The following is a 15963-nucleotide window of genomic DNA, read 5'->3' as shown; positions in this document are numbered from 1 at the left end:
TGCCTGTGGATAGGCAAGCCCGTCACCACCTGCTACAGGCGCGGCCCTCATGCTCAATCTGACCGACATCACGGTCCGCCTCGGCGGGCGGACGATCATCGACGGCGCCACCGCGAAGCTGCCGCCGCGCAGCCGCGTCGGGCTGATCGGGCGCAACGGCGCCGGCAAGACGACGCTTGTCCGCGTCATCGCCGGGATGCTCGAGCCCGATACCGGATCGGTCGACATGCCGCGTGGTAGCCGGCTCGGCTATATCGCGCAGGACGCGCCGGCGGGCGCCGCGACACCGTTCGAGACCGTACTCGCCGCCGATGTCGAGCGCGCCGCGTTGATGCATGAGTCCGAAACCAGCCACGATCCCGACCGGCTAGGCGAGATCCACGAGCGGCTGAACGCGATCGACGCCCACACCGCACCGTCGCGCGCTGCGCGCATCCTGGTCGGGCTCGGTTTCGACGAGGAAGCGCAACATCGCCCGCTCGACAGTTTCTCGGGCGGCTGGCGGATGCGCGTCGCGCTGGCGTCGCTGCTATTCTCGCAGCCCGATCTGCTGCTGCTCGACGAGCCGTCGAACCACCTCGATCTCGAAGCGGTGCTGTGGCTGGAGGATTTCCTCAAATCCTATCCCGCGACGATCGTGCTGGTCAGCCACGAGCGCGACTTCCTCAACAACGTCGTCGACCACATCCTCCACCTCGAGCGCGGCAAGACCTGGCTCTATCCCGGCGGCTATGACGCGTTCGAACGCCAGCGGGCCGAGCGCCAGGCGCAGGCCGCCTCGGCGCGCGCCAAGCAGCAGGCCGAGCGCGAGAAATTGCAGGATTATATCGCGCGCAATTCGGCACGCGCGTCGACCGCCAAACAGGCACAGAGCCGCGCCAAGGCGCTCGCGCGGATGCAGCCGATCGCCGAAATCGTCGACGATCCGTCGTTGAGCTTCGACTTCCCCAATCCCGGCGAATTGCGCCCGCCGCTGATCACGCTCGACATGGCGGCGGTCGGTTACGGCGAGACGCCGGTGCTCAGGAAGCTCAATTTGCGGCTCGATCCCGACGATCGCATCGCGCTGCTCGGCCGCAACGGTAACGGCAAGACCACGCTCGCGCGCCTGCTTGCAGCCCAGCTCGCGCCGATGGAAGGCGCGATGAACGCGACCGGCAAGATGAAGGTCGGCTATTTCACCCAGTATCAGGTCGAGGAGCTCGACAGCGGCGACACCCCGCTCCAGCACATGACGCGGATCATGAAGGGCGCGACGCCGGGCGCGGTGCGCGCGCAGCTCGGCCGCTTCGGTTTCTCGGGCGACAAGGCGACGACGATGGTCGGCAAATTGTCGGGCGGCGAACGCGCGCGGCTGGCGCTGGCGCTGATCACGCGCGAGGCGCCGCATCTGCTGATCCTCGACGAGCCAACCAACCACCTCGACGTCGATGCGCGCGAAGCTCTGGTCCAGGCGCTCAACGCTTATTCGGGCGCGGTGGTGATCGTCAGCCACGACCGCCACATGCTCGAGATGAGCGCTGACCGGCTGGTGTTGGTCGATAACGGCACTGCGTCGGATTTCGACGGCAATCTGGACGATTATATCGCGTTCGTGCTGGCGAAGGATGCCGGGAGCGAAGGGTCGTCCGAGGCCAAGGTCAGCCGCAAGGACGCCCGCCGCGCCGCCGCCGAAGCGCGCGAACAGAGCCAGGGGCTGCGCAAGGCGGCCAAGGCAGCCGAGGCCGAGCTGGCGAGGCTGACCGAGCAGCGGAGCGTGATCGATCGCGCGATGTTCGATCCGTCGTCAGCGGCGCCGGATCTCGCCAAGCTGACGATGACGGCGCTGATGAAGCACCGGGCGGAGGTCGAGGCGAAGATCGAGGCGGCCGAGGCTGCGTGGCTGGAAGCGAGCGAAAAGCTGGAGCAGGTCGCGGCCTGATTTTCGTCATCCCAGCGAAAGCTGGGATCTCAAGCCGCATCGCGCCGCCTCTTGAGACCCCAGCTTTCGCTGGGGTGACGGCTGTTGGCGATTCGCTCCCGGCTCCTCCCCATGATACGCTCCCTCCCCGACCGGCCTGCGCCGGCGCATGGGGAGAGAGCCTGATGCAGCAATTGAGCGCGCAGGATGCGTCGTTCGTCTATCTCGAAACTCCGCACACGCCGATGCATATCGGATCGGTCGGCATCTACGATCCATCGACCTCGCCCGGCGGGTTCGTGCGGTTCAAGGACATCCTCCGCTTCATTGCCAGCCGGCTCCAGGGCGCGCGCAGTTTCCGCCAGCGGCTGGTCCGCGTGCCGTTCGACGTCGACCATCCCTATTGGATCGAGGATCCCGAGTTCGACCTCGAATTCCATGTCCGCCACATCGCTTTGCCCAAGCCCGGCGACTGGCGCCAGCTCTGCATCCAGGTCGCGCGGCTGCACGCGCGCCCGCTGGATCTGTCGAAGCCCTTGTGGGAATTCACCGTGGTCGAGGGGCTGGACAACATCCCCGGTCTGCCACCGGGGTGCTTCGCGCTCGTCTCCAAGGTCCATCACGCCGCGATCGACGGCATGTCGGGAGTCGAGATGTCGGCCGCCGTCCACGATCTCGATCCGTTGATGGCCGAACCCGACAAGCCCGACACATGGCAGCCCGAGAACATGCCGCGCGTCGCCGATCTGCTGACCCGCAGCTATTTCAACAATCTGCTCCAGCCGATGCGCATCGCCGAGACGATCGGCCGCTCGCTGCCCGGCATGGCCAAGCTCGCGGTCCAGGCGGGCAAGGGCGATGTCAGCCTCAAGAACACACGTCCCGCGCCCAATACGCGGTTCAACGGCAAGGTCGGCGCGCATCGCGTGTGGGGCGCGGTGCCGTTCAAGCTGGCCGAGGTACGCGCGGTCAAGGACGTGGTGCCGAACGCCACGGTTAACGACGTCATCCTGACCGTCGTCGGCGGCGCACTGCGCGCCTATCTGCTCGACAAGGGCGAATTGCCCAAGGAAACGCTGACCGCGATGGCGCCGATTTCGGTGCGGCAGGAAGGCGAGAAGGCCGCGCTCGGCAATCTCGTCTCGGCGATGGTGGTCGGGCTCGGCACCCAGATCGCCGATCCGCTCGAGCGGCTGCGCTTCGTCCATGGCGAGGCGGTCAATTCGAAGGCGATGACCAATGCGGTCGGCGCGCGGACCTTGGCCGATTATTCGAAGCTGATCCCGTCAGGGCTCGCCGGGCTCGGGGCGCGGCTCTACACGCGGGTGGGTGCAGCGAACATGCACGCGCCGGCGTTCAATTGCGTGGTGACCAACATCCCCGGCCCGCGCGTGCCGCTCTACTTCTCCGGCGCGAAGATGCTGGCGATGTACGGCACCGCGCCGGTGTTCGACTCGATGGGGCTGATCAATCCGGTCTATTCCTATGGCGACACGATCGCGGTGTCGTTCACCGCCGACCGCGACATGCTGCCCGATCCGGACAATTACGCCCAGGCGCTGCGGGAGTCGTTCGAGGCGCTGAAGGCCGCGGCGACGCAACCGGCCACCAAGCCCGCCAACGAGAACAAGCCTGCGCCAAAACCTCGCGCCGCGGCGAAGCTGCGCGCGGCCGCTAAACCCAAAATTCCTGCTAAACCCGCCGCCAAGCGGGCACCTCGTGCCAAAGGAGCGAAATGATGGCGAAGAAGGTCAAGGACGCGATCGACAAGGGCGCCAAACGCGCCAAGGACGCGACGGACAAGGCCGCCGCGGCGACCAAGAAGGCAACCGACCGCGCGGCGAGAGCCGCAAAGGACGCCACCGACAAGGTTGCGGGCAGCGCAAAGGCCGCCGCCGATCGTGTCGAGGGTGCGCGCGAGACCCTCAAGAAATCGGGCGAAAAGATCAAGGCATCGGGCGAGAAGATCGCCAAGCAGGGCTCGGCGGTCAGCATGAAGATGATCGAGCATGCCGAGGAGAATACGCACCAGGCCTTCGCTGCGATGCGCGCGGCGGCGAGCGCGAAGAACCCGGCGGAAGTCGCCAAGATTCAGGGCGACTATCTCAAGCAACAGGGCGCCCGCGCGCTGGCGCATGCGCGAGAGATTGGCGAACTGATCCTGCGGTTCGGGCGCGATGCCGTGGGAGAAGGGAAGAAATAGCGTTGCGATGTAAAGCCCCTCCCCTTCAGGGGAGGGGTTGGGGTGGGGGAGTCGATGGCCACCGAAGCCGAACTTCTAAGGCGCGCTCACGAAATGCGCCGCAATCCGACCGAGCCGGAAAAGCGGCTTTGGCGATCTCTCTCCAACGGGCAGCTCAACGGTTTCAAATTTCGCCGACAGCACGTCGTGTTTGAAGCTCAAGCGATTGTCGACTTCTTCTGCCCTTCGATTGGTCTGTCCGTCGAAGTCGACGGTGATACCCACGACGATCGAAGCGACGCTTCGCGCGATGCGCGGCTGAAGGCTCTGGGATTTACGGTCATACGGTTCGGAAATACCGATGTTATTTCGAACATCGACGGCGTCGCTTGGCAGCTTCTCGATACGGCGAGTTCATTGCCTAGGCGCTGGCTAGGAAGAGACACTCCCCCACCCCAACCCCTCCCCTGAAGGGGAGGGGCTGTTCTTCTTACTGTCAGGCGTGCCCCGCCGACGGATACACCAGCGCCCTGAGCCCCGTTCGCTCGAATGGATGCCAGTCATCCTCCGCCTGCGCCAGGCGATCCGCCACCGCGTAGAGCACGCTGGCGTTGATCCCGAGGCCGCAATGGCTGCCATAGACCTCGATATTGTCGCTGGTCGGGCCGACTTCCTCGCAGCAATTCTGCCACGCGACCACGCCGTCGGCGCGCGAATAGATCGCGGTCGAAGGGACCGGCGGCGGGGCCGAGACCTCGTTCAATTGCGACTTGGTATGCGCATCATCGATCTTCTGCCCGGTCATCATCTCATAGGCACGCCAGACATTCGACGCCTTGGGGCTGCCCGAGAATGGCGAACCGAGCGTGATGACCTGGCGCACCGCATGCGGAATCCGCTTGGCGACCAGCCGTGCCATCACCCCGCCCAGGCTCCACCCGACGAGGCTGACTTTCTTGCCGGTCGCTTCGTGGACCGCGAGGATGCGCGCGATCAGCTTCTCGCCCTGATGCCCGATCGCCTTGGGCCCCAGATTGCGGCCGAGTTCCCAGGCATGCGCGTCATAGCCCAGGCCCTTGAGGAACGCGCGCAACACGGAGGTCGAGCGATCGCTGGTGACGAAGCCGGGCAGAACCATCACCGGATGTCCGTCGCCGCGCGGCGCCGTGGCGAGCAGCGGCGCGGCCCAGGGCAGCGCGCCGAGCTCGGCCAGCGCGCGCGGCAACTCGGTCAGCGCGAGCAACGCCGAGGGTGGTTTGGTCTGGATATCGGTCTGCGGCATAGTGTCTCCAACCCGGCGTCTACGCGCCGTCCCCATCATTCGATCCCTGTCGCGGCATGAAGCGCCGCCACCCGCGCGGCGTCGTAGCTCAGGATCGCGACGTCGTGGCTGCGACCATCCGCGCCGCGCACCTGATCCTTGAGCATCGCTTCGGCGCGAAATCCGACGCCTTCGAACAAGGCGATCGACCCCGTCTGATCGATCGTCATCCGCGCGACCAATTTGGTCAGGCCGCGATCCTTGGCGATCATGAAGACGCCCTGGAGCAGGTCGCTGCCGAGCCCCGCGCCGCGCCGACCGGGCGCGACCAGCAACCGTACTTCGCCGACATGCGCGCTCCAGCTCAGCGGATCGCGGACCAAAGCGGCGGTGGCGACGATTTGTCCGCCATCCTCGGCGATCAGGCTGTCGATCTCGCCATCCTCGATCGCCTTGAGCCAGGCTGCGACCACACGTGGTTCGCGCACGTCGCGGCTGAGGAACAGCAGATCGTGTTCGGGCAACGACCGGGCAAAGCCGACCATCGCTTCGGCATCGTCGGAACGGAAACGGCGGATGGCATGGCTCATATCGATCGCACTCCAAGCCACTCCACCAGATTGGGCCACAGCCGCTTGATCGCATTGCCGCCGGCGACCAGGCTGACATGCCCGCCCTTGAGCATGATCTCGTTCTTGTCCTTGGAGCCAACCATCCCGACCAACGGTGCCGAGGCGGCGGTCGGCACGATATGGTCGTGCTCGGCGGCGACGTGGAGGAACGGCACATTGATATTACCGAGGTCGACCCGGCGGCCGCCGACCTCGAGCGCACCCTCGATCAACTCGTTGTCCCACATCAGTTTCTTGGTCGTCTGGCGGAAATATTCGCCCGCTAGCGGCAAGGTATCCGCCGACCAGCGATCGAACATGCGATACGACTTCACAAAATCGTCGTTCCACAGATTGTCGTAGAGCCGGATATTGCCCGCCGCGCGCTGGCCGGGGCGCAGCATGTCGAAGGCGGTGTACAGATAATCACCCGGGCAATTGCCGAACGTGTCGACCAGACGATCGACGTCGAAGAAGCGGCGATCGGCCCAGCTCTGGAACATCTCCATCCTGGAGAAATCGACCGGCGTGGTGAAGGTGACGAGATTGGCCAGCCCGTCATCGGGATGGAGGGCGGCCCAGAGCAGCGACAACACGCCGCCGAAGCAATAGGCAACGACGGTGACGTCGTCCTCGCCGCTCTCCTCCTTCACGCGCGCGACCGCGGCGGGAAGGAAATCGAGCACATAGCTTTCGAGGCTGAGAGAGCGCTCGTCGGCGCGCGGCGCGTCCCAGTCGAGCATGAAGACGTCGAACCCGGCATCGAGCAGATATCCGACCAGGCTCTGGCCGGGCACCATGTCAAAGATGTAGCCGCGATTGGTCGTCGCCATGACCAGCAGCAGCGGCACGCGGTACACGTCGTCGGTGCGCGGATGATAATGATAAAGCCGCATCGTGCCGCGCTCGATCAACACGTCCTTGGGCGTCGCGCCGAGAATCGGACCGCTCGTCTGGAAATATTCGAGCCCTTTGAGATTGCGCTGCATCGCACGTTCGAACTCGCGGGCGGCGCCGTCGAGGACGTCGAAGGCCGCGGTGGCCACCTAGCCGCACTCCTGCGAAAGCAGAAGTTCAGAGCCCCACGCGATCCGCTCGTGACCCTGGTTTCCTGCTTTCACAGGAATATTGGGGAATAACAGGCTCAGCCCTTCTTCTCCGGTGGCTTGCGCGTCCGGCTCGGCTTGGGCCGCGCGGGCCGGTCGGGCTTGCCACCCAGCGCCGCCTCGATCCGACCAAGCTGGTCCTCGATCCGCCCCAGGCGCGCCGACAGATCCTCGATCTCGGTCCGGCTCGGCATATTGGCGGCGGCGAGCGCGCGGGTCATCATCGCGCTGATCGCTTCCTGCGTGCTCATCGTCGCGGCGGTGGCACCGTGCATCGCACGGGTGAATTCGTCGGATCGGGCGAAGTCGCCCCCGACCTTGTTGGCCATCTTCTCCCATTCGCCCAGCATCTCGCGAAAGAACGCGGCTGGATCGGTGCTTGTCATGGGAGCATCCTGAGTCTCGGTGCCGATTACGTCAAGCGAGCATTTTGCTGCGGGTTGAGGTGCGGCGCTGCGAACTCCCCTCCCTGGAAGGGAGGGGTCGGGGGTGGGTGGCGAGCGGAGCGAGCTCCCTTCGGTCGCACCCACCCCTAACCCCTCCCTGGAAGGGAGGGGAATAGCTCACTTCGGACAGGCAGCCCCGCTTTCCACCCAGGCTTTCGTCAATTCTCCAAACTCGGCCTGCGTCCCCGGCGCGGGGATACGGCCCGGTCCCGGTTTCCAGCCCCAGCCGACCAGCTCATCCTTGCCATTATGGTCGATCAATTGCTCGAGGCTGAGCCCGCCATTCTTCTTCGTATCCTTGATCACCGCGCAGATCTGGCCGAGCGTCAGTCCCTGCCAGGCCATGCTGCGCGGTGCCAAATGCCATTTGGGATTGCCCGGCACCGATCCACCGCCATTGCCGAAGGCGGCGTTGCGCGGACCGTGGCAGGTCGCGCATTCCATCCCCGGCGCGCCGAACCCATCCGGCCCGCGCGTCACCGGCGGCGAATGGAGCAGCATCGCATCGCCCTGGGTCGGGCTGTCGGTGCGCGGATGGCAATTGAGGCAGCGCGGCGACATCAGCACCTTGCCCATTTCGGTGAAGATCGCCGCCGAGCGCGCATTGCGATCGGCGATGCCGGCAAAGGCGCTGGCGGGCTTGAGCCCCGACGCCTCGCCACCGCGAGCGATCGACAGCGGCAGGATGATGATCGAAGCGATCAGGGCGATAACGCCGAAGCGCGGGAGCGAGATCATGCTTTTCCTCCCAGCGTCGCGAGATTGGAAGGGTGCGCGAAGGGCAATCGTTCGACCACCTTGCCGGTCAGCCGCCGCCAGGCATTGGCCACCGCCGGCGCGGCGGGCGGCAAGCCGGGCTCGCCGATCCCGGTCGGGCTCTCGGTCGACTTGATGATCGCGACCTCGACATCGGGCATCTCGCCGATCCGCAAGGATCGATAGGTGTCGAAGTTCGACTGCTGCACTACCCCGCCCTCGCCCAAGGTGATCTCTGCATAGAGCGCGTGACCCAGGCCATAGCCGATCCCGCCTTCGACTTGCGCGCGCATGACGTTGGGATTGATCGGCACGCCGCAATCGATCGCCGCCCAGATCTTGTGCACCTTGGGCAGGCCGTCGGCCCCGACCGACACCTCGGCGATCTGCGCGACATACGACCCGAAACTCTTGTGGAAGGCGACGCCGCGGGCGCGGCCCGATTTGGCGGTCAGCCCGCCGGCAAGCTCGGCGACGCGTTTGAGCACGGCCTTGGCGCGCTCCTCCTTCATCAGCGCAAGTCGCGCCTGGATGGGGTCCTGTTTGCCGAGCTCGATCAGCCGGTCGAGGAAGGTCTCCATAACGTAGGCGGTGTGGGTGTTGCCGACCGAGCGCCACCACAAGGTCGGCACGCCGTTCTTCATCACGTTCACGCCGACGCGGTAATTGGGGAAGCCATAAGCCGACTTGGTCAGTCCCTCGACCATCGCGTCGTCGAACGGCTCCTTGGCGTCGAAGAACGGCGTGCCAATCATGAACGACTGGCCGGTGGTGATCGCGTCGAGCGCGACGATCGCGCCCTTGGCGTCGATCCCACCACGCAGCTTGTGGACCATCAGCGGGCGATAGCGGCCGCCAGTGATGTCGTTCTCGCGGGTCCACATATGCTTGACCGCCTGGGTGCCGCCAAGCGCCTTGACCGCTTGGGCGGATTCGACCGCATGGCCCATGTCAGGGGTAGCGCGACGGCCGAAGCTGCCGCCGGCATATTGCTCGTGGAGCGTCATGCCGGTGAACGGCACGCCGAGCACGCCCGCCACCGCAGCGGTATCGCCGACCTGGAACTGGCTGCCGCACCAGAAATCGGCGCCGCCCGCTTTGGGCTCGATCACCGCGTCCATCGGCTCCATCGGCGCGTGCGCCAGGAACGGGAAGACATAGGTCGCCTCGATCGTCTTGGCGGCGCCCGCAAGCGCCTTGGCCGCGTCGCCATTGGCTTCGCATTGCGTGCCGGGATTCGCCGCCTGCGCCATATAATCGCGCAGCATCGCCTCGGTCGACCGCGTCTCGGCTTGGCTAAGATCCCAGTCGACCGTGAGCGCGTTGCGGCCCTTCATCGCCGCATAGGTTTCCTTGGCATAGACGACCACACCTTGCGGGATCGCCTTGACCGCGACCACTCCGGGCACCGCCAGCGCCGCCTTGTCGTCGACCGACTTGACCTTGCCGCCGAACGCAGGCGGATGCTGGATCACCGACACGACCATGTTCGGGCGCTTGATGTCCATCGTGAATTGCGCCGCGCCGGTCGATTTGATCAGGCTGTCGATCTTGGGAACGTCGGTGCCGATCAGGGTCCATTGTTCGGGCGTCTTGAGCACCGGCTTGTCGGGGACCGGCATCGTCGCGGCGGTCGCGGCGAGATCGCCGAAGCTCGCTTTCCTAGCGCCATGGCTGACGACGCCCTTGGCTACCTTGATCTCACTCGCGGGCACGTTCCAGGTCTTGGCGGCAGCCGCAACCAGCATCGCGCGCGCCGCGGCGCCGGCATTGCGCATCTGCATCCAGCTATTGGCCATCGCGGTCGAGCCGCCGGTGCCCATCGTGCCGAAGGCGAGATTCTTGTAGAGCGGGTCGTTGGCCGGCGCAAACTCGACGCGCATCTGGGTCCAATCGGCATCCATCTCGTCGGCGACGATCGTCGTCAGGCCGGTCGCCGGCCCCTGGCCGAACTCGACATGCTTGATCGCCACGCTGACCGTGTTGTCGGGCAGAACCCGAACGAAGGCGTTGGGCGCGAAGATCGGCCCGGCGGGAGCCATTGCTTTCGCGCCGCGCATCGGCAGCACCAGGCCGAGCACCAGGCCGGACCCGGCGAGGAACTGGCGGCGGTCGGTCGCGACGGCGGTCATGCCGACACCTTCGTGCCGGCGGCCGCATCTTTGATCGCCTGGCGGATACGGACATAGGTCGCGCAGCGGCAGATATTACCCGCCATCCCCGCGTCGATATCGGCATCGGTTGGCTTTGGCTTCTGCGCGAGCAGCCCGATCGCGCTCATCACCTGGCCCGATTGGCAGAAGCCGCATTGCGGCACGTCGATCGCGACCCAGGCCTTCTGCACCGCTTCGGCGATCGGGCCCGAAACGCCCTCGATCGTCGTCACGGCTTTGCCGGCGACCGTGTCGATCGGCGTCACGCACGACCGCCGGTTCTTGCCGTCGAGATGGACGGTGCAGGCGCCGCATTGCGCGATGCCGCAGCCATATTTGGTGCCGGTCAGCCCGGCATGATCGCGGATCACCCAGAGCAACGGCGTGTCTGGATCGCCGTCGAATGACATGTGCTTGCCGTTGAGGAGGAATTCGACCGCCATGCCAGCGTCTCCGTGGTGTTCTCTTGAGAAGGTTAGCCACGCAACTGTCCGCCGCCAAGCGTAACCTGTTTTTAGGCCCACGCCGCTAAGCCGGACGGCGATGGTTCAACTCCGCTACCCGCTGGTCGATCCCAATCCGCCGCGTCTCAGCGAGCATCTCGACGTGCTGACGCGCGTCGAGCAATCGGGCATTTATTCGAACAACGGGCCGGAACTTCGCGCCTTCGAGGCGGAAGCGACCGATCGCTTGTTCGGCGGCCAGGGCGCGTGCCTCGGCGTGGCCAACGCGACTTTGGGGCTGATGCTCGCAATCCGTCAGGCGATGGGGCGCGAGCGCGGTACGGGCAAGCTCGCGCTGATGCCCGCCTTCACCTTCGCCGCGACCGCGCAAGCCGCCGAATGGAGCGGGCTGACCCCGCTGCTCGCCGATATCGACCCCGACGACTGGTCGATGTGCGCCGCCGCCGAGGAGCGCCTGCTTCAGAAGCATGCCGGGCAGATCGCGGTCGTGGTGCCCTATGCGACCTTCGGCAATGCGATCGACCTCGACCGCTATGCCTGGATGATGCGGCGGCACCAGGTTGGCGTGGTCGTCGATGCCGCCGCCTCACTCGGCACGATCGATACCGACGGCCAGGGATTCGGCGCGGGCGCGCCCTTTCCAATCGTCTATTCGCTGCACGCCACCAAGACGTTCGCGGTCGCCGAGGGCGGGTTGATCCATTGCGGCGACCCGACCCTGATCGACGAACTGCGCGCGATGGCGAATTTCGGTTTCGCCGGCAGCCGCTCGGCGGCGATGCCGGGAATCAACGCCAAAATGTCCGAATTGGTCGCGGCGATGGCGCGGCTGAAGCTCGCCCAATTGGACGATGTGGCCGCACGCCGCGCGGAGATCGAAGCAAGCTATCGTCAAACGCTCGACGGCATGACGTTGCAAGCGGTCGAGGGGGCGCGCCGAGCTCTGCAATTCATGCCGGCTTTGCTCCCAGACCAGATCGATCGCGACCGTTTCGTCGCCGCGCTGGCCGCGGACGGCATCGGCTGCGGCACCTATTTCAGCCCTCATCTCGGCCAGCAGCCGTGGATCCGCGATCATGCCGTTGTCGGTTCGACCCCGGCCGCCGACCGTGTCGCCGATCGCATTGTCTCGCTCCCCATTTCCGATCGCATGACTGCGGCCGACGCGCACCACATCGCGGCGCGGGTCAATGCCGCGATCCGCGCCCAGGGCATGCCTGCGAACGCGCGCGACGCCGACGCGATGCTGATCGTCGGTGGTGGTCCGGCCGGGACCGCGCTCCTCACCGCCGCGTCGAAACAGGATCGGCTGGTTGCGCTCGCGCGGGCGGGCCTGACCGTCGTCGAACGCGACGATGCGCTCGGCGGCGGGCGGCTGGGGCAATATGCGATTTCATCGGATTCGACCGCGGAGACCTTTTTGTCGGCGGTCAGGAATAATCCGCACCCGGAGATCGCCGCGCTGATCGACCATCCGGCAGCCCGGCAGGTCGCCAGGTTCGTCGACGCGCTTGGTGTGCCGTTGAGCGATGCCGGCCCATTGCTGCGCGTCACCGGCGACCGGCTCGGCGCGATCGTCGCGGCCAATGGCGGCAATGTCGCCACCGGGCACGAAGTGGTCGAAGCGCGGCGCTCGCCGCAAGGCGGCTGGACGACGCGGCTGCGGCGGCTGGCCGACGGCAGCGAGAGCGAGCGGCGATCGCATAACATCGTGATCGCGACCGGCGGGCACCAACCGCTCGACGAGCTGGTGGCGCGCGAGATCGCGGGCGTGCCGTTGCACCGCCTTGCCGACGGCCGTCTGATCCAGTCCGACGAATTGCTCGCTTTGGGCGGGCTCGATCGCGCGGCCGATTTGCTGCGCAGCAAACGCAATCCGAAAGTGGCGGTTATCGGCGGCTCGACCAGCGCGCTCGCCAGCGTCGCCTTGCTGTTGCGCAGCCGTCCCGGGATCGCCTTCGGCGCCGGCGGCATCACCCTGCTCCATCGCCGGCCGCTGCGGCCGTTCTACCATAGCGAAGCCGCGGCGCGGGCGGACAATTTCACCGATTTCGGCCCCGACGACATCTGCCCGGTCTCGGGATTCGTCTATCGCCTGGGTGGCTTTCGGCTGGAAGCCCGCGAACTCGTGCTGCGCATGCTGCAGGTCGACGGCCGCGTGCCGGATCCCCGCGTGGCGAAGCATCGCATCGTGGACGATGACGTCGAGGCGCGAACGATCGTCGAGACTGCCGATCTGGTGATCGCCGCCTTGGGCTATCGCCCGCGCGCTTTGTCCCTGCTCGACACCGACGGAACGCCGGTTGCGCTGGCGGCGCATGCCGGGCGGCCGATGGTCGACCGCTATTGCCGCATCCTCGACGCCTACGACCAGCCGATCCCGGGCGCTTTCGGCATCGGGCTCGCGGCAGGGTTCGTGCCGTGGGGTCGGATGGGCGGCGAGGCGAGCTTCCGCGGTCAGGCCAATGGCCTGTGGCAATGGCAGAACGATGTCGGCCAGATGATCGTCGATCAGGTGCTGGGCGAGCGCCAAAGGGCGGTGGCATGAGCGGCCCGCACGCCGCCCCGACCGTCAGCGTGGTGATGGCCGCCTATAACGGCGCGACGCTGATCGGGGAGACGCTCGACAGCCTGTGGGCGCAGAGCTTCGCCGATTTCGAAGTGATCGTGGTCGACGATTGCTCGACCGATGACACTCTCGCGGTGCTGCGTGCCTGTCCCGACCCTCGCCTCCGCGTGATCGCGGCGGAGCGGAATGCCGGGCCGGTGCGCAGCCGCAACCGCGCTTTCGCCGAGGCGCGCGGGCGCTATATCGCCGGGCTCGACCAGGACGATATCTGCCTGCCCGGCCGGTTCGCACGCCAGGTCGCCTTTCTCGACGCACATTCCGACATCGCCTTGGTCGCGGCGAGCGCTGCGATTCTCGAGAACGGCGCGGTTACGTCGAGCATCAAGTCGCCGGTCACGACGCCGCGGTTGGTCGAATGGCTGTTATGGATCGAGAATCCGCTGGTCTGGTCGACCGTCATGCTGCGCCGTGACCGCGTTTCGCCGAATGACGAGTTCACCCGGCCCGATTATCTCTATGCCGAGGATTTCGACCTCTATCACCGGATGGCGCGTCAGGGAGGGATCGCCCGGATCGACGATCCGCTGCTGCTCTATCGCAAGCATGGCGGCGGCGCGTCGCAACTCTATGCCGAGACGATGAGCACCAACGCGATGCGGGTGCTCGCGGACAGCTATGCGGCCGAAGGGTTCGACGATGCGGAGGTTGGCGCCAAGCTGATCATCGAGCATTTGATGCGCGCCGTGCCCGTCTACGACCGCGCCACATTCGAGCGGCTAGGCCACACGATCGGCGCGCTGCAGGCGCATTTCATCGCCACGCGCGAGGTCGATGCGGACAGTTTGAGGATGATCCGCTGGGAATCGGCGCTGCGCTGGGGTCGCGTGGTCCGCACCGGGCTCAAGGCCGGCACGATCGGGCTGATGGCGGCCATGGCGGTGCGGCCCGACCATCTCGGCCTGGGCTATTCGAGCATGGAGGAACTGGTCGGCTCGCGGCTGATCGGCGGTGCGCGAACGGCTGTCGGGAAAGGCCGCGCCGCGTAAGGCACCAGCTCGGCCAAACGCCGGCGCCATATCGCTTGCCATCGGCCGCGCCGCGCGCGATGTCTCGTCGGACTGAGAAGGGGGCAATGTGTCGAACCGCACCGGTGGCGCCGATCTGATCGGGCCGCTTACCAGCATCCGCTTCTTCGCCGCGTTCGCGGTCGTCCTTTATCATTCGGGCGCAGCCTTCGCCGCCGCCAGCCCGCACATCGCCACGCCGCTCAAGACATTGCTGTTGAACGGCTATCTTGGCGTGACCTTCTTCTTCGTGCTGTCGGGATTCATCCTGCACCTGACCTATCGCGGCAGGATCGCGACATCGAACCAGATCAAACGGTTCGGGATCGCACGTTTTGCGCGGCTCTATCCGGTATATGTGCTCGCGGTGCTGGCGATGCTGCCGTTCGCGACGCTCAAGGGCTGGGCGGATGTGCCGCAGTTCCTGCTGATCCACTGGTGGATCCCCAATGGCGCGCTCGGCTGGAACGACTGGAACATGCCGACCTGGACGCTGTCGGTCGAATTCTTCTTCTATCTCTGCTTCCCGCTCCTCTCGCGCCTGGCCGAGAGGCTGGGGAGCGGATCGCTATTGCTGCTGATCGCCGCCTTGCTCGCGTTCGCCGCGATCACCGGCAGTTCGGCGCTGATCGACAATCAGTTCGCGTTGTTCGCCTGGATGAAGTGGACGCCGGTGCCATTGCTCCGCCTGCCCGAATTCCTGATCGGTGTGTTCGTCGCGGAACTGCACCTCAGGGGTCATAGGATGCGGATACCCGCCTGGCCGATCGCCTTGCTGCTGGTCGTGGGTCTGGCTCTCGCGACATCGCCGCGGATCGCGGCGTTCGCGACCGCGATGTCGGCGCTGTTGATCATGGCGATCGCCGGCGACCAGCAGTCCCGCTTCGCCCGCGCCTTGAGCGCCCGCTGGTTGGTCCTGCTCGGTGCCGCGAGCTACGCTTTGTACCTGATGCACCAGCCGGTCCATTTCGCGGTACTGGCGCTGCTCGGATCGTCCAAGGCGATGGTCGCGCTGCAATATCCGATCCTGATCGCAGGATCGGTCGCGTTGTTTCTGCTTTACGAGGAGCCGGCGCGGGAATGGATCCGGAAGCGGGCCGCGTTGAAGCCGTCGACCGGCGAAGAGATCGCGACGCATCCGGTGTGACGTCGGCATCCGAGCAGGCTTTCTATGCGCGGCGTTGGCTGCACCATGATCAAACGGCGCACCCGCTGGTTGCGCACATCGCGCCCCGATGCCAATCTTGGATAAAAGGGGTCGATGTTTGAGAGCTATGGACTTGGCCATCATCCTGCCGCTGACGCTTTGTGTCGCCGGCTGCGGCGTGCTGCCCGCAGATGTGCCAGATGGATGCTACCGGTTCGACGATGGCACTCCCTTGTTCAAGATCGCGGGCAAACAAGGCTACGTTCTATCGAAGGGACAGGTGAAGACGTTCCGCATCGGCGGA

General features: G+C 66.0%; 15 protein-coding genes (1 of these 15 running past the window's edge). 8 read left to right on the top strand and 7 right to left on the bottom strand.

Annotation, left to right across the window (positions count from 1 at the left end; translation table 11 throughout):
• The first annotated feature begins 49 nt into the window (after positions 1-49).
• From AC1DSD_RS00285 to AC1DSD_RS00270, 4 genes are all read left to right on the top strand, one after another.
• On the top strand, positions 50-1921 hold the full coding sequence (locus AC1DSD_RS00285) for an ABC-F family ATP-binding cassette domain-containing protein (protein WP_478027620.1): 1872 nt from the start codon (positions 50-52) through the stop codon (positions 1919-1921).
• Between the two features lie 164 nt (positions 1922-2085).
• Entirely contained in the window at positions 2086-3639 is a 1554-nt protein-coding gene (locus AC1DSD_RS00280; protein ID WP_478027619.1) for a WS/DGAT/MGAT family O-acyltransferase, read from the top strand.
• Positions 3639-4103: a phasin family protein gene (locus tag AC1DSD_RS00275; protein WP_478027618.1), complete on the top strand. Its 465-nt coding sequence runs from the start codon at positions 3639-3641 to the stop codon at positions 4101-4103. Before AC1DSD_RS00280 ends, AC1DSD_RS00275 begins: the two co-directional genes overlap by 1 nt.
• Positions 4104-4157: 54 nt before the next feature.
• Positions 4158-4553 (top strand): endonuclease domain-containing protein, encoded by a 396-nt coding sequence (locus AC1DSD_RS00270; protein ID WP_478027617.1) that lies wholly within the window; start codon positions 4158-4160, stop codon positions 4551-4553.
• A gap of 25 nt (positions 4554-4578) precedes the next feature.
• On the opposite strand, the gene AC1DSD_RS00265 is transcribed toward AC1DSD_RS00270, so the two are convergent.
• From AC1DSD_RS00265 to AC1DSD_RS00235, 7 genes are all read right to left on the bottom strand, one after another.
• Positions 4579-5364, bottom strand: coding sequence for an esterase/lipase family protein (locus tag AC1DSD_RS00265; protein ID WP_478027616.1), 786 nt, complete (start codon positions 5362-5364; stop codon positions 4579-4581).
• Between the two features lie 35 nt (positions 5365-5399).
• Positions 5400-5933: an N-acetyltransferase family protein gene (locus AC1DSD_RS00260; protein ID WP_478027615.1), complete on the bottom strand. Its 534-nt coding sequence runs from the start codon at positions 5931-5933 to the stop codon at positions 5400-5402.
• A complete protein-coding gene (locus tag AC1DSD_RS00255) occupies positions 5930-7000 on the bottom strand; it encodes a PHA/PHB synthase family protein (protein ID WP_478027614.1) in 1071 nt (356 codons plus the stop codon). The genes AC1DSD_RS00260 and AC1DSD_RS00255 overlap by 4 nt, the downstream gene beginning before the upstream one ends.
• A gap of 98 nt (positions 7001-7098) precedes the next feature.
• On the bottom strand, positions 7099-7446 hold the full coding sequence (locus AC1DSD_RS00250; protein WP_478027613.1) for a poly(R)-hydroxyalkanoic acid synthase subunit PhaE: 348 nt from the start codon (positions 7444-7446) through the stop codon (positions 7099-7101).
• Positions 7447-7623: 177 nt separating this feature from the next.
• Positions 7624-8244: an Isoquinoline 1-oxidoreductase subunit gene (locus AC1DSD_RS00245; protein WP_478027612.1), complete on the bottom strand. Its 621-nt coding sequence runs from the start codon at positions 8242-8244 to the stop codon at positions 7624-7626.
• Positions 8241-10394: a xanthine dehydrogenase family protein molybdopterin-binding subunit gene (locus AC1DSD_RS00240; protein WP_478027611.1), complete on the bottom strand. Its 2154-nt coding sequence runs from the start codon at positions 10392-10394 to the stop codon at positions 8241-8243. Before AC1DSD_RS00240 ends, AC1DSD_RS00245 begins: the two co-directional genes overlap by 4 nt.
• Complete coding sequence (locus tag AC1DSD_RS00235) at positions 10391-10858, bottom strand: (2Fe-2S)-binding protein (RefSeq protein ID WP_478027610.1); 468 nt, start codon at positions 10856-10858, stop codon at positions 10391-10393. The genes AC1DSD_RS00240 and AC1DSD_RS00235 overlap by 4 nt, the downstream gene beginning before the upstream one ends.
• A gap of 100 nt (positions 10859-10958) precedes the next feature.
• Between AC1DSD_RS00235 and AC1DSD_RS00230 the strand changes: the two genes are divergently transcribed.
• The 4 genes from AC1DSD_RS00230 to AC1DSD_RS00215 form a co-directional block, all read left to right on the top strand.
• Positions 10959-13427, top strand: coding sequence for a DegT/DnrJ/EryC1/StrS family aminotransferase (locus AC1DSD_RS00230; RefSeq protein WP_478027609.1), 2469 nt, complete (start codon positions 10959-10961; stop codon positions 13425-13427).
• Positions 13424-14494 carry a glycosyltransferase family 2 protein gene (locus tag AC1DSD_RS00225; protein WP_478027608.1) on the top strand — a complete coding sequence of 357 codons (1071 nt, stop codon included), beginning with the start codon at positions 13424-13426 and terminating at the stop codon, positions 14492-14494. Before AC1DSD_RS00230 ends, AC1DSD_RS00225 begins: the two co-directional genes overlap by 4 nt.
• Positions 14495-14582: 88 nt before the next feature.
• Complete coding sequence (locus tag AC1DSD_RS00220) at positions 14583-15659, top strand: acyltransferase family protein (protein ID WP_478027607.1); 1077 nt, start codon at positions 14583-14585, stop codon at positions 15657-15659.
• Positions 15660-15792: 133 nt separating this feature from the next.
• Positions 15793-15963 carry the beginning of a hypothetical protein gene (locus tag AC1DSD_RS00215; RefSeq protein ID WP_478027606.1) on the top strand. 207 nt of this gene lie beyond the right edge of the window, so only the first 171 of its 378 coding nucleotides appear in the window; its start codon is at positions 15793-15795; the stop codon falls past the right edge of the window.

The organism is Sphingomonas sp. P4_D12 (genome assembly GCF_056401895.1).
This window is presented reverse-complemented; position numbering and strand designations above follow the sequence as displayed.

What these genes read in the sequence shown, in the direction of transcription:
- AC1DSD_RS00285 (WP_478027620.1), top strand. Translation starts at nt 50, where the DNA reads ATGCTCAATCTGACCGACATCACGGTCCGCCTCGGCGGGCGGACGATC.
- AC1DSD_RS00280 (WP_478027619.1), top strand. Translation starts at nt 2,086, where the DNA reads ATGCAGCAATTGAGCGCGCAGGATGCGTCGTTCGTCTATCTCGAAACT.
- AC1DSD_RS00275 (WP_478027618.1), top strand. Translation starts at nt 3,639, where the DNA reads ATGGCGAAGAAGGTCAAGGACGCGATCGACAAGGGCGCCAAACGCGCC.
- AC1DSD_RS00270 (WP_478027617.1), top strand. Translation starts at nt 4,158, where the DNA reads ATGGCCACCGAAGCCGAACTTCTAAGGCGCGCTCACGAAATGCGCCGC.
- AC1DSD_RS00265 (WP_478027616.1), bottom strand. Translation starts at nt 5,364, where the DNA reads ATGCCGCAGACCGATATCCAGACCAAACCACCCTCGGCGTTGCTCGCG.
- AC1DSD_RS00260 (WP_478027615.1), bottom strand. Translation starts at nt 5,933, where the DNA reads ATGAGCCATGCCATCCGCCGTTTCCGTTCCGACGATGCCGAAGCGATG.
- AC1DSD_RS00250 (WP_478027613.1), bottom strand. Translation starts at nt 7,446, where the DNA reads ATGACAAGCACCGATCCAGCCGCGTTCTTTCGCGAGATGCTGGGCGAA.
- AC1DSD_RS00245 (WP_478027612.1), bottom strand. Translation starts at nt 8,244, where the DNA reads ATGATCTCGCTCCCGCGCTTCGGCGTTATCGCCCTGATCGCTTCGATC.
- AC1DSD_RS00240 (WP_478027611.1), bottom strand. Translation starts at nt 10,394, where the DNA reads ATGACCGCCGTCGCGACCGACCGCCGCCAGTTCCTCGCCGGGTCCGGC.
- AC1DSD_RS00235 (WP_478027610.1), bottom strand. Translation starts at nt 10,858, where the DNA reads ATGGCGGTCGAATTCCTCCTCAACGGCAAGCACATGTCATTCGACGGC.
- AC1DSD_RS00230 (WP_478027609.1), top strand. Translation starts at nt 10,959, where the DNA reads ATGGTTCAACTCCGCTACCCGCTGGTCGATCCCAATCCGCCGCGTCTC.
- AC1DSD_RS00225 (WP_478027608.1), top strand. Translation starts at nt 13,424, where the DNA reads ATGAGCGGCCCGCACGCCGCCCCGACCGTCAGCGTGGTGATGGCCGCC.